Source organism: Bacillus sp. RC242, assembly GCF_044908245.1.
GTDB classification, from domain to species: Bacteria; Bacillota; Bacilli; order Bacillales; family Bacillaceae_G; genus Bacillus_A; species Bacillus_A mycoides.
Map to the genome: position 1 here is coordinate 338,092 of NZ_JBIYCZ010000003.1, position 12,725 is coordinate 350,816.

At 34.4% G+C, this 12,725-nt stretch carries 11 protein-coding genes, 1 pseudogene and 2 other annotated features; of the genes and pseudogenes, 11 read left to right on the forward strand and 1 reads right to left on the reverse strand.

All coding sequences use genetic code 11. The features are described 5' to 3' along the window. The first annotated feature begins 108 nt into the window (after positions 1–108). From ABH957_RS08595 to ABH957_RS08605, 3 genes are all read left to right on the forward strand, one after another. A complete protein-coding gene (locus ABH957_RS08595) occupies positions 109–981 on the forward strand; it encodes an aminoglycoside 6-adenylyltransferase (protein WP_404510973.1) in 873 nt (290 codons plus the stop codon). A 117-nt stretch (positions 982–1,098) separates the two neighbouring features. Further along, complete coding sequence (locus ABH957_RS08600) at positions 1,099–1,929, forward strand: peptidoglycan-N-acetylglucosamine deacetylase (RefSeq protein WP_404510975.1); 831 nt, start codon at positions 1,099–1,101, stop codon at positions 1,927–1,929. A gap of 72 nt (positions 1,930–2,001) precedes the next feature. Next, entirely contained in the window at positions 2,002–2,340 is a 339-nt protein-coding gene (locus ABH957_RS08605; RefSeq protein ID WP_242308932.1) for an SdpI family protein, read from the forward strand. Positions 2,341–2,389: 49 nt separating this feature from the next. Here the strand turns inward: ABH957_RS08605 and ABH957_RS08610 are convergent, their stop codons facing one another. After that, positions 2,390–2,998 (reverse strand): NUDIX hydrolase, encoded by a 609-nt coding sequence (locus ABH957_RS08610; protein WP_404456473.1) that lies wholly within the window; start codon positions 2,996–2,998, stop codon positions 2,390–2,392. 81 nt (positions 2,999–3,079) lie between these two features. On the opposite strand from ABH957_RS08610, the gene ABH957_RS08615 reads away from it, so the two are divergent. The 8 genes and pseudogenes from ABH957_RS08615 to ABH957_RS08650 form a co-directional block, all read left to right on the forward strand. Continuing rightward, entirely contained in the window at positions 3,080–3,718 is a 639-nt protein-coding gene (locus ABH957_RS08615; protein ID WP_002012360.1) for a pyridoxamine 5'-phosphate oxidase family protein, read from the forward strand. Between the two features lie 236 nt (positions 3,719–3,954). Then, positions 3,955–4,186 (forward strand) — a binding site (T-box leader). Positions 4,187–4,302: 116 nt separating this feature from the next. Then, positions 4,303–4,534: a binding site (T-box leader), on the forward strand. Positions 4,535–4,842: 308 nt separating this feature from the next. After that, on the forward strand, positions 4,843–6,138 hold the full coding sequence (locus tag ABH957_RS08620; RefSeq protein ID WP_404454920.1) for a homoserine dehydrogenase: 1,296 nt from the start codon (positions 4,843–4,845) through the stop codon (positions 6,136–6,138). After that, the gene (gene thrC, locus ABH957_RS08625; RefSeq protein WP_404454923.1) at positions 6,131–7,189 is read left to right on the forward strand and encodes a threonine synthase; all 1,059 of its coding nucleotides are present in this window, start codon (positions 6,131–6,133) and stop codon (positions 7,187–7,189) included. Before ABH957_RS08620 ends, thrC begins: the two co-directional genes overlap by 8 nt. Next, positions 7,186–8,079 (forward strand): homoserine kinase, encoded by an 894-nt coding sequence (thrB, locus tag ABH957_RS08630; RefSeq protein WP_219302045.1) that lies wholly within the window; start codon positions 7,186–7,188, stop codon positions 8,077–8,079. Before thrC ends, thrB begins: the two co-directional genes overlap by 4 nt. Before the next feature lie 92 nt (positions 8,080–8,171). Beyond that, positions 8,172–8,384, forward strand: coding sequence for a DUF6366 family protein (locus ABH957_RS08635; RefSeq protein ID WP_404454926.1), 213 nt, complete (start codon positions 8,172–8,174; stop codon positions 8,382–8,384). Positions 8,385–8,605: 221 nt separating this feature from the next. Continuing rightward, positions 8,606–10,909, forward strand: coding sequence for a glycoside hydrolase (locus tag ABH957_RS08640; protein ID WP_404454929.1), 2,304 nt, complete (start codon positions 8,606–8,608; stop codon positions 10,907–10,909). Positions 10,910–11,268: 359 nt separating this feature from the next. Continuing rightward, entirely contained in the window at positions 11,269–12,270 is a 1,002-nt protein-coding gene (locus tag ABH957_RS08645; RefSeq protein WP_002126935.1) for an LCP family protein, read from the forward strand. 62 nt (positions 12,271–12,332) lie between these two features. Next, a pseudogene (locus ABH957_RS08650) lies at positions 12,333–12,599 on the forward strand (sensor histidine kinase); the annotation flags it as partial. Positions 12,600–12,725 lie beyond the last annotated feature (126 nt).

Sequence of the window (12,725 nt, forward strand, 5' to 3'; positions counted from 1 at the left end):
AGATGTTTGAACAATTATAACGTGTATCGTGTACAACGCAGTTAGCTCGTGGCCCTCCGATATACATAACGCTATATGTTATATTAAAGAATTGGAGGTTGTGAGTAGATGAGAACGGAAAAAGAAATGCTAGACTTAATTATAAATACAGCAAAAGAGGATGAAAGAATTCGAGCTGTCATCATGAATGGGTCACGTGTGAATCCAAATGTGAAAAAAGATTGTTTTCAAGACTATGATATTATTTATGTTGTAAAAGATATACAATCTTTTACGTGTAATCATAGTTGGATTAATAGATTTGGAGAAATAATGATTGTGCAAATGCCGGAAGAAATGTCGTTAGTTCCAGCGGATGAAGACGGGAAATTTCCGTATTTAATGCAGTTTATGGATGGAAACCGGATTGATTTAATGCTAGTTCCAGTGGATTTAATAAATAAATTTATTGGACAGGATAGTTTAAGTAAATTGCTACTTGATAAAGATAATTGTATTGGCGAGTTTGCACCAGCAAACGATAATGATTACACGATAAAAAAGCCTACAGAAAAAGAGTTTTTGGATTGCTGTAATGAATTTTGGTGGTGCAGTACAAATGTAGGGAAAGGATTGTGGCGCGAGGAACTTTCTTATGCGAAAGGGATGCTTGAAGGCCCTGTACGAGATATGTTGGTTGTAATGCTAGAGTGGCATATCGGTATGAAAACAGAGTTTACAGTTAATGCTGGGAAGTTTGGAAAGCATTTCGAACAATATGTTGAAAAAGATGTCTGGGAGCAGTTTAAAAGGACATTTTCAAATGCAGAATATGAAAACATTTGGGATTCATTTTTCGTAATGGGTGATTTATTTAGGAAAGTTTCGAACGAAATTGCTAACACTTATGAATATCAATATCCGCAAGATGCCGATGACAAAGTGTCGAGTTATTTAAAGCATGTAAGAAAATTACCGAAAGATAGTAAAGTAATTTATTAAGTATATAAATCAATAAGACTGTCCTAATTACGGACAGTCTTATTTTTGTTCATGAATAAGAATTTCTCTAACAAAGTGCAGCTGAATCACATATGAAATTTTAGGGAGGTTTTTATCATGTATTATTTTTATTCACCAGAAATGTTCGTTCCATTTCCTTTGGGGCTAGAACGCAATATTTCGTATACTTATATGCCATATCATTCATTTTATTATGGAGACTATGTAAATGCGATGCCATACGCATTACATGTTCCTCAAAATTATGAAGCCGAAATGAAAGAAGAGGATCGAGGGTCATGGACACCATTTTCGTGGGCCGAAAAATATGCGTATGCATTTTCAGGACCATACAATAAAGCAGAAGTGGCTCTTACATTTGATGATGGACCAGATTTAGTATTTACGCCAAAAATTTTAGATAAGTTAAAACAACATAATGTAAAAGCTACTTTTTTCCTGCTTGGTGAAAATGCAGAAAGGTATCCAAATGTAGTAAAGCGTATCGCTAATGAAGGGCATGTAATTGGTAATCATACGTATAGTCATCCGAATTTAGCGAAAGTAAATGAGGCTGAGTACCATAATCAAATTATAAAAACGGAAGAAATATTAAATCGTTTAGCTGGTTATGCACCGAAGTTTATACGTCCGCCTTACGGTGAAATACTTGAAAATCAATTGAAGTGGGCGACAGAACAAAATTTTATGATTGTACAGTGGAGTGTTGATACGGTTGATTGGAAAGGTGTAAGTGCTGATACAATTACAAATAATGTGTTAGGGAATTCATTTCCAGGTAGTGTTATACTTCAACATTCAACTCCAGGTGGACATTTACAAGGATCAGTAGAGGCGCTAGACAAAATCATTCCACAGTTAAAAACGAAAGGAGCGCGTTTTGTAACACTTCCAAGTATGTTCCAGACATCTAAAGAGAGAAAGTGAAAATGTTAATAATTGGAACATGTAAAGTTGTATAGTATAATGAAAGTGTAAGTTAGGAGGTGGATATGATTGATGTATGCACTAGTAAACATAGGAATAAGCATATTGATTGGTATTATATTTATACTTGCCGCACTTATTCTTCAAAAAAATCCACCAACGGATATTAACGCAGCATACGGTTACCGTACGAAACGATCAATGAAAAATAAGGAATTATGGGATGCGGGTAACAAGTATAGTGCAGAAGTGATGAATCAAAATGGATTTATTATGATGTTAATTGGAAGTGTTATTAGTATATTGTTTAGATATCCCCATACAACAGCAGTGATTATGGCTGTCATGCTATTGTTAATTATACGTTTAATCATACGAGTAGAGAAAAGCTTAAAGAAACTTGAGAAATAATGGAAAAAACATGACTCCCGAGTATTATTAGCTGGGAGTCATATTTTATTTACAAACTATTATTTTTTAGCAATTCTTTGCCTTGTTCTACAACAAATTCATAGTATTCAAGATCATACGGATAAATATCTTCAAATGTTATTGTTATCGGTTTACTGTTTAAAACAGAATTAGTCGTTAAAGATGAAATCTCTCTTCTTAATAGTTGTAGAAAAGAAGTTGCATGTACTTTCATCACATCGTCTACTTCTTCACCTGGTGCAAATGGAAGTGGCTTTATTACATTGTGAAAATACATATGACAAAATTCACGATCAGTAAGATTTGAAATTTCATAATCTATTTTATAGATTCCTTTGTATGTTAGATCAGTAGTTTGAAAGAAAAGTCCTAATTCTTCTTCAATTTCACGAAGACCGCCAATTTGTACATCTTCATCATGCATAATGTGTCCAGCTGATGTAATATCCCATATATTCGGAGCTTCTTTTTTATTTTTAGAGCGTAATTGGAAATATAAGAACATATCCTCAGCATCTTTTTCTACAAACCAGCAATGAAATGTTTCGTGCCAATCACCGTCACGATGCACGTCATCACGTAATTTCTTTCCAAGTGTATTTCTTTCAGGATCAAATATTGTTAACCACTCTGTCATTTTAATTCCCCTTTCTGCAAATTTTATTATACAATATTTGTATTGAATTTTGGGAAAATAAAGAAAAAGGAGTGATTATTAGTGAAGATAGAGAATAAGGAAATAAAATCAATAATTTCAACTGAGGAAGAATTACGACAAATATTGGGGCAACCAAGTGAACGGGCTTTGAAAAAAGTTATTTCATCACTTGATCACCATTGTGTAGATTTCCTGTCTAAATCGCCTTTTCTAGTATTATCTACTGCAAATAAATTCGGAGAGTGTGATGCTTCGCCGAGGGGAGACGCACCTGGATTTGTATATGTATTAAATGAAAATAAAATTATCATCCCAGAAAGACCGGGTAATCGTCGTATAGACTCTATTTTAAATATAATTTCAAATTCGCACGTAGGGTTAATCTTTTTTATTCCGGGTCTTGGAGAAACACTCCGAATAAACGGTAAAGCATATATTACGAACGATGAAGAAATTTTGAAAGAAATGCAGGCGAATGGACGCAATCCGTTACTTGGAATTGTTGTTGAAATAGAAGAATGCTATATTCATTGTGCAAAAGCTTTTATTCGTTCAAAAATGTGGGATCCAGAGTCATGGTTAAATAAAACAGAGCTACCTTCAGCACCGAAAATGTTAATGGAGCATGCGAAAGTGAATGCTTCAGAAGAGGAAGTTGCACGTTCTTTAGAAGAAAGTTATAGGGAAAGATTGTATTAAAAATTATTTTTTAAATATAGTGTTGAAGTATGAAACTCTAAACGTTTTAGAGTGAGACTTTAACTATAAATATTGCTAATTTGTATGTGATGAATATATGTGCAAGAGAATAAATCTGTATTAGATGATTTGTTATTTTAAAATATAATTATTCATATTCTTAAAAATTGTGAAGAAAAATAGGCTTGCTTTTTGAAAAGTTGATAACTATAATAAGTTAACAAATAGACATGAACGAAAAAGTAACGATAAGGACATGAGATGATTTTTACGGTTTACAGAGAGGGAAGACAAGGCTGTGAGCTTCCTAACACGAAAAATGATCTTACCACCTTTGAACTTCAATAGTGAACGAGTAATCTAGTAATTATTGACGGTATCAGCCGTTATCTGAACTTGAGCAATCTAGAAGAAAGTAAGTCTAGGTTGGAACAAGGGTGGAACCACGAAAACACATTCGTCCCTTTCCTAGGGATGAGTGTGTTTTTTTTATAGTTTTTAAGATTGAAAATTTAAAATAATTAAAAAATAGTATTGATTTTGTTTTTTATGCGAGTATAATGAGTTAACAAATAAACATGAGCGAAAAAGTAACGATAAGGACATGAGAACATTTTTACGGTTTACAGAGAGGGAGGCCAAGGCTGTGAGCTTCCTAACACGAGAAATGATCTTACCACCTTTGAACTTCAATAGTGAACGAGCAATCTAGTAATTATTGACGGTATCAGCCGTTATCTGAACTTGAGCAATCTAGAAGAAAGTAAGTCTAGGTTGGAACAAGGGTGGAACCACGAAAACACATTCGTCCCTTTCCTAGGGATGAGTGTGTTTTTTTTATCCCGCATTAACGGTCAGTAAGACTCCCATCTCAAAATTTGGCGGATGCGAGGGAGTAAGACGGGAGATCAACTGTCCGTAAAAGCCCGATTGGTTCAACTAATAATCAGTGAGGCATGGACAAAATCCCCACTGATTAAAGTTTCACTTTATTACTTTGAAAGGAGGTGCGGTAACATGAAACGATTAGTACGTACGGAAATAACCATCACCTGCATGATTAAAAAGCAGAGTAAGGTGATTCATAGGTGTAACAATTAAACTATTTAGGAGGAGATTAGAAGATGAATAACGTTATTAATGTTGGGGTATTAGGGTTAGGTACTGTCGGAAGTGGTGTTGTCCATATTTTGAAAGAACATTATAAAAAAATTACTCTTGATACAGGGTATGAAGTAAAGGTAAAGACAGTCGTTGTACGTGATTTGGAAAAGGAACGTGATGTTTGCATTGATGGAATCGTAGTAACAAGTAATGTCGATGAAGTTCTAAATGATTCAAATATTGATATTGTAGTAGAGGTAATGGGCGGAATTGAAGAAGCGAAAGAGCATATTGTGAAGGCTTTGCAAAGTAAGAAACATGTCGTAACAGCAAATAAAGATTTAATGGCTGTATATGGTGCGGAGCTTCTGCAACTGGCAAATAAAAATGAATGTGACCTATGTTACGAAGCGAGTGTAGCCGGTGGGATTCCAATATTAAGAGGATTATCAGACGGGCTAGCTTCAGATCAAATTGAAAAAATAATGGGAATCGTAAATGGAACAACAAATTATATGTTAACAAAGATGAGTCAAAATGGATGGTCGTATGAAGAGGCTTTACAGGAAGCGCAAAAATTAGGGTTTGCAGAATCAGATCCGACAGCGGATGTAGATGGACTAGACGCTGCGAGAAAGGTAGCAATTCTTGCAAACTTAGGTTTTTCGATGAATGTTTCTTTAGATGATGTTCAAGTTAGAGGTATTCGAAAGGTTGAAAAAGAAGATTTAGAGATGGCCGAAAAATTAGGATTTACAATGAAATTAATTGGTAAAGCTGAAAAACAAGGATCATCCATTCACTTAAGTGTAGAACCGACTTTATTACCACGTCATCATCCGCTATCGAATGTGAATAATGAATTTAATGCGGTGTATGTTCACGGTCAAGCAGTAGGAGAAGTGATGTTTTACGGACCTGGAGCTGGGAAGTTACCAACTGGTTCTGCTGTAGTAAGTGACATTATTTCAATCGTTAAAAATATAAATCAAGTTCCGAAAAATAAAAGTGTATTAAAAGAACCGGAGCCGTATGAATTACAAGGAGATGAAGAAGTAGTTTCAAAATACTTTTTGCGCATTTCATTACGAGATGAGCCTGGAATGTTTAAAAAAATAACAGAATGTTTCGTCGATTATTCTGTGAGTTTAAAAGAGGTAATTCAATTACCTTTGAATCGTGAGCTTGCAGAAGTCGTTGTTGTGACGCATCGAACTTCAAAATATCAATTCGAACAAGTTTTAGGGGCGATAGAAGATGTCGCAAGTGAAATAAACAGTTACTACATTATTGAGGAGGAAAAACAATATGTATAAAGGACTATTAAACCAGTACGCTTCTTATTTACCGGTGAATGAAAACACACCTGATGTCAGCTTAATGGAAGGAAATACACCCCTTATTCCATTATTAAATATATCAAAACAATTAGGGATTCAGTTATACGGAAAGTATGAAGGAGCGAATCCAACAGGTTCTTTTAAAGACCGTGGTATGGTAATGGCAGTTGCAAAAGCGAAAGAAGAAGGGGCAGAGGCAATCATTTGTGCATCTACAGGTAATACATCGGCATCGGCTGCAGCTTATGCGGCACGCCTCGGAATGAAATGTATTATCGTAATACCAGAAGGAAAGATTGCGCATGGGAAATTAGCACAAGCAGTTGCTTATGGAGCGGAGATTATTTCAATAGAAGGGAATTTCGATGATGCACTTAGAGCTGTAAGAAACATTGCTGCGGAAGAGCCGATTACATTAGTAAACTCAGTGAATCCTTATCGAATTGAAGGGCAAAAAACAGCAGCGTTTGAAATTTGTGACCAGTTGCAAAACGCACCAGATGTTCTAGCTATACCTGTTGGGAATGCTGGAAATATTACAGCATACTGGAAAGGGTTCTGTGAATATGAGAAAGAAAAAGGTTATAAGAAACCAAGAATTCATGGATTTGAAGCGGAAGGAGCAGCGGCAATTGTAAAAGGACATGTAATTGAGGCGCCTGAAACGGTTGCAACAGCGATTCGCATCGGTAATCCGGCAAGTTGGTCATATGCAGTAGAGGCTGCCGAGCAGTCTAATGGTGAAATAGATATGGTATCAGATGAAGAAATTTTAAACGCGTATAGATTGTTAGCAAAAACGGAAGGAGTTTTTGCTGAACCAGGATCAAATGCTTCATTAGCCGGCGTAATTAAACATGTTCAATCTGGAAAAATCAAAAAAGGCGAAACAGTTGTCGCGGTATTAACTGGAAATGGTTTGAAAGATCCTGATATCGCTATCTCTTCTAATAAATTAGACATTGCAAGTGTTTCAAATAATATAGAACAAATTAAAGATCATATTAAAGGGGTGATTATGTCGTGATACCAGTAAGAGTTCGTGTCCCTGCTAGTACAGCAAATGTTGGACCTGGATTTGATTCAGTAGGAATAGCATTGTCATTATATTTAGATGTGCTGGTAAAGGCGGAAGCGGATAAATGGCAAGTAATCCATTCCTTTGAAGATTCAATTCCAACAGACGATAAAAATTTAATTGTTAGCACGGCATGTAAAGTATGTCCTTCTTTATCACCCCATATAATAGAAGTTACTAGTAATATTCCGCTGACAAGAGGGCTAGGAAGTAGCGCATCAGCGATTGTAGCAGGAATAGAGCTTGCGAATCAACTTGGAAATTTACATTTAACAACTGATCAAAAGGTTCAAATTGCTACAAATTTTGAAGGGCATCCAGATAATGTTGCTGCTTCTATTTTAGGTGGAACTGTAATCGGAGCACTTGATGGAAAGAATGTTTCGGTTGTAAGAATTGAAAGTAAGGAATTAGGCGTAATTTCTCTTATTCCAAATGAAGAGCTAAATACAGATGAAAGCCGATCTGTATTACCAGAGATGTTTCCGTTTCATGAAGCAGTTAAAGCTAGTGCGATAAGCAACGTATTAGTAGCTGCGTTATGTCAAAAGAAGTGGGAAGTTGTAGGTGAAATGATGGAACGAGATCATTTCCACGAGCCATATCGTTTAGAACTTGTACCGTTATTACCATCAATTCGTAAATGTGCAAAGGAATTTGGAGCATATGGCACAGCGCTTAGTGGTGCGGGACCATCCATTTTTATTTTAACTCCGTACGAGAAGCGTAAAGAAATAGCTGACCAATTAGCGAGAGTATTTGCAGCTATGAAAGTATGTGAGCTTGAAATTGATCATAAAGGGATTACTGTAAATAAGGAAGAACATATTGGATTATAAAGAAAGCTAGCATCGCTAGCTTTCTTTACGTTATGGAGAATCTATTTTAAAGGGGATTTTTCGGAATGAACATTAATTTTAGAGGTGATTATATGAGTTCAAAAGAGTCACCAGAAGAAAAAAGAGAACGCATGAGACAAGGTGAATTGAAAAATAATCCTACCGGTTCTTTGAATGATGGACTCAACAGGGCGGAATCAGGTAGCCCCGCTGATATGACAGGTGGTATGAATTGGAAAGGTACAGGGATATTAATTTTAGTGCTAGTTTTAGGATATATTATATATAGTTACTTTTTCAGTTAAGGAAAGCTTGATGGAATTTAGATTTGCTTGATCTAATTATTAGTGAGAATAAAAAAACAAGGATTAAAGTCCCACTGTATTACATATTTTCTTTAAACAGATTATAGTTATACGTAAATTTTTTTTGCTCATAATAGAGCTAGCATAATGCTAGCTCTATTATTTTTTTGCCATATTCCTGTAACAAACCTCCTGTATATTCATTGGTGGAGGTGCAGAAGATGAAAAAAATGATAGCGATATGTCTTCTTACAACATTGTCATTTTCGACTTTAGTCGGGTGTGATGTAAAAGGTAATGATGCTTTACAAGAGTCTAAAATAAAGAAAGCGACGTATAAAGATTTTACTTACGATGTAAATCCTGAGACTTTTACGTTAACTGTAGAACATGATGGTGTAAAAGAACAGGCATCACAACCGTTACCAAAAATGAAGGTATCGAATTTGAAAAAAGACAAGGATCATACATCATGGGAATATCCGGATCAAAAAGTAAAAGTAAATTTAGAAAAGAAAAAAGACCACTTAAATATTGAAGTGGAATCGACTGGTGCAGAAAGTTTTACATGGCCAAAAGTGCAAGCTGAAAATTATACACTTCCGTTATGGGAAGGTAAGCAAATTCCGAGTAATGATGAGAATTGGAAGAAGTTTTTAAAGGATGATGCATATTCATTTGCTGAATCACTTTCTATGAAGTTTTTTGCATTAAATGGTTCTAAATATTCGATCGTATATATTGCGAACAATATGTTTAATAATGAATTGAAATTTCATTCAGATCCGAAAATAGGGTTTGATTTTACACATGAATTCCCGAGTATAAATAAAAATAAAAAATATGGATTTCAATTATATGTGACAAATAATGATGCAGTAAGTATTGCTAAACTCTATAAGGATAATATTGCTCGAAAAGGTGAATTTAAAACATTACAAGAAAAGGCAAGAAAAAATAAAGAAATCGAAAAACTTTACGGGGCAGCTCATTTTTACTTTTGGAATCAAAATGGTTTATCAGAAAGTAACGTGAATTGGCCGAAGCTAAGAGAGCAAATAAATAGCCCGGTGTTTAGCCATATAAAAGAGCTTATTCAAAAGAATAGTTCAGAGCCTGGGGAATTGAATGTATTTGAGCAGGTGAGTAAACAAGACTTTATCGATAAGTACCAAAAAAATGTTATTTTACGCTATACAAACGAAGTATTATCTATGAAGGAATTGTATAAAGAGGATATTTTCCCGAAAGTTAATCAGGAAGCTAGTGTGTTATTAAAGAAAGGTGTAGATCACTTATCGAAGACAGAGCTGTATAGCTTAAATAAACATTTATTAAAGTCAGTACTCGGTGATGCAGTTGAAGAAGTAAGTAAATGGGGTAAAGCAGATGGAACGGATATAATAAAGGAAATGAAAAAAGTAGGGATAGACAAAGCGTGGATTGGTCTACCGAACTGGGAACAAGGATTTATGCAGCCTAATTTCGTTACAGAAGCTAAGGAAATGGGATATTTAGTTGGTCCGTATGATTCTTACCATTCTATTCACGAAAAAGGTGATAAAAATTGGAACACAGCTTCCTTTAATGACCCATCGTTATATGAAGAAGCCACTGTAACGAAGAAAAATGGTGAGAAAGTGCAAGGGTTTTTAGGGAGAGGCCGAAAATTAAATCCGACATTATCACTTCCTAGTGTAAAAGAACGAATGAACGATATATTACAAAATGGCCCTAAATATAATTCATGGTTTATTGATTGTGACGCGACGGGCGAAATTTATGATGACTATTCGGCAAAACATTTAACGACACAAGAACAAGATTTACAAGCACGATTAAAACGAATGGATTATATTGCACAAGAAAAAGGTATGGTAGTTGGCTCTGAGGGCGGAAATGATTTTGCAAGTAGTACGATTGCATTTGCTCATGGAATTGAAACACCAGTTATTAAGTGGGACGATGAAGATATGAGAAAAAATAAAACAAGCCCGTATTATGTCGGTGGATATTGGTCACCAAATCAAAATGTTCCAGAAAAATATGCAAAACAAGTACCGTTAAAAGAAGAATATAAGCAAGTATATTTAAATCCAGTATATTCGGTGCCATTATATAAACTAGTATACAATGATTCGGTTATTACAACGCACCACTGGGAATGGGGAAGTTTGAAGGTAATGGACGAGGTTGGAAATCGTATGTTATATGAGTTATTGTATAATGTTCCTCCGTTGTACCATTTAGATGAAGTAGAGTGGAATAAGCATAAAAAAGAAATTACAGAGCATCTGAAAGTTTGGAATGATGTTCATGAAAAGGCAGTAAAAGAAGAAATGACGAACTTTGCATATTTGTCAGAAGATAAGTTAGTACAATCTGCTTCTTATGGAAAAGAGATTAAAATTATTGTGAATTTCTCTAATGATGATGTGGAAATAGAAAAAACGAAAATAAAAGCAAAATCAGCTTTAATTTATAATAATGGGAAGCAAATGATATACACACCAAATGAGAAATAATAAAGTGAAATTTTAATCAGTGGGGGATTTATCCCTCACTGATTATTAGTCATCACCAATCAAAATTTCACGGCCCAAACTTGACTCTTTTATTCCTGATAAATTATGAGGTGAAAGTCTTACTACCTGCAAATAACAGAATGATAAATCTGTAAATTTGAACGTTTTGAAGTGTTAAATTTTTGAAGTTGATAAATAGTGACTTGCCAAAAATAAGCACGAGAGTATAATGTGAAATGGAATACATATTGGATTCATGATGTAACCTTACAAAAATGTAAGGTGATTGAAAGGAAATTCAATATGAAGATTACTAGACATACATTATACTAGGAAAAGAGAAAGAGAGGAGAATGAACATGAGCTCTGAATTAGAACAAGATACGAGAAGCAGTAAAAAACGTTCTAAAAGAAAATCAATAAAATGGTTCATTTTAATTCCATTTTTCCTACTTGTTTTTGGAGGAGTAGGATATGGATCGTTTATATATAACAAAGCAAAAGCTGTTGTAAGTGATGCATATGCACAAATTGATAAGTCATCAAAAAGGGACAAAGAAGTGGAACCTTTAAAGGATAATATTTCGATTTTAATCATGGGTGTCGATGGAAGCGAAATGAGAAAAAGCCAATATGGTGAAGCGGTTCGAACAGATGCACTTTTATTAGCGACAATTAATAAAGATGATAAATCCGTTAAATTAGTAAGCATTCCTCGTGATTCACGTGTTTATATTCCATCTAGAAAGAAATTAGATAAAATTACACACGCACACGTATTTGGTGGTGTTGAAAGTACAAGAGATACAGTGGAAAGATTTTTAAATGTACCAGTTGATTATTATGTGAAGTTTAACTTTGAGTCATTTGTACAAATTGTAGATTCAATTGGTGGTATTGATATTGATGTACCTGTTACTTTCACAGAACAAGATAGTAAAGACCAAGCAGGTATGATCCATTTAGAAAAAGGTTACCAACATTTAAATGGTGAACAAGCCCTTGCACTTGCTAGAACGCGTAAAATTGACAGTGACGCAATGCGTGGTCAAAGGCAACAACTTGTAATTGAAGCAATTGCGAAAAAAGCAATGTCTGTTCAATCAATTAGTAAAATGGGCTCTTTACTTGATGCAGTTGATAAAAATATGAAAACAAACTTAACGTTTGATGATATGCTTGCTATTACGAAAAATATGGCAGGATCAGATTTGCAAATGGAAAAGATGCAAATAGAAGGAACGGATAAGCGTATTGGTGGTATTTATTATTACATTCCAAACGAAAAAAATGTGAAAGATATTTCGACTAAGTTAAATGAGCATTTAGGTGTTACACCAAAACCAACTCGAAATGAATAAGTATAAAAAAAGGTTGGCCTCAGCCAATCTTTTTTTATGGAAATGGATTGCTTCATTTATTTTTAGTAGAAGGGCTACTAGTTTTTTCACGTCTACAGTCAAATCATTTTAATTTATATAAACAAAAGGTGCAATTGTACGATATACTAGAGGAAAGAATTTGGTAATTAACTCCTAAAATAGAGAAAATAAATTCATCTCATTGCAAGTTGAAAGCGAATTGAATTGATAGAAGATGAAGAGCAAACAGGTTAAAACAAATCTTCTTGAAAGTTGTACATAGTGCAATCAAGAATTGGTATGAAAAGAATAAAGAGTTTGTTGAGGCAGGAACAACAATTTTGATAAAACTCCCATTATAATTCATATTTTAGATTGTTTATATAGTGTAATAAAATAAATAGATGTATAATTATATTGGGTGATTTATATATAAGATTAATAGGGAGAGGAAT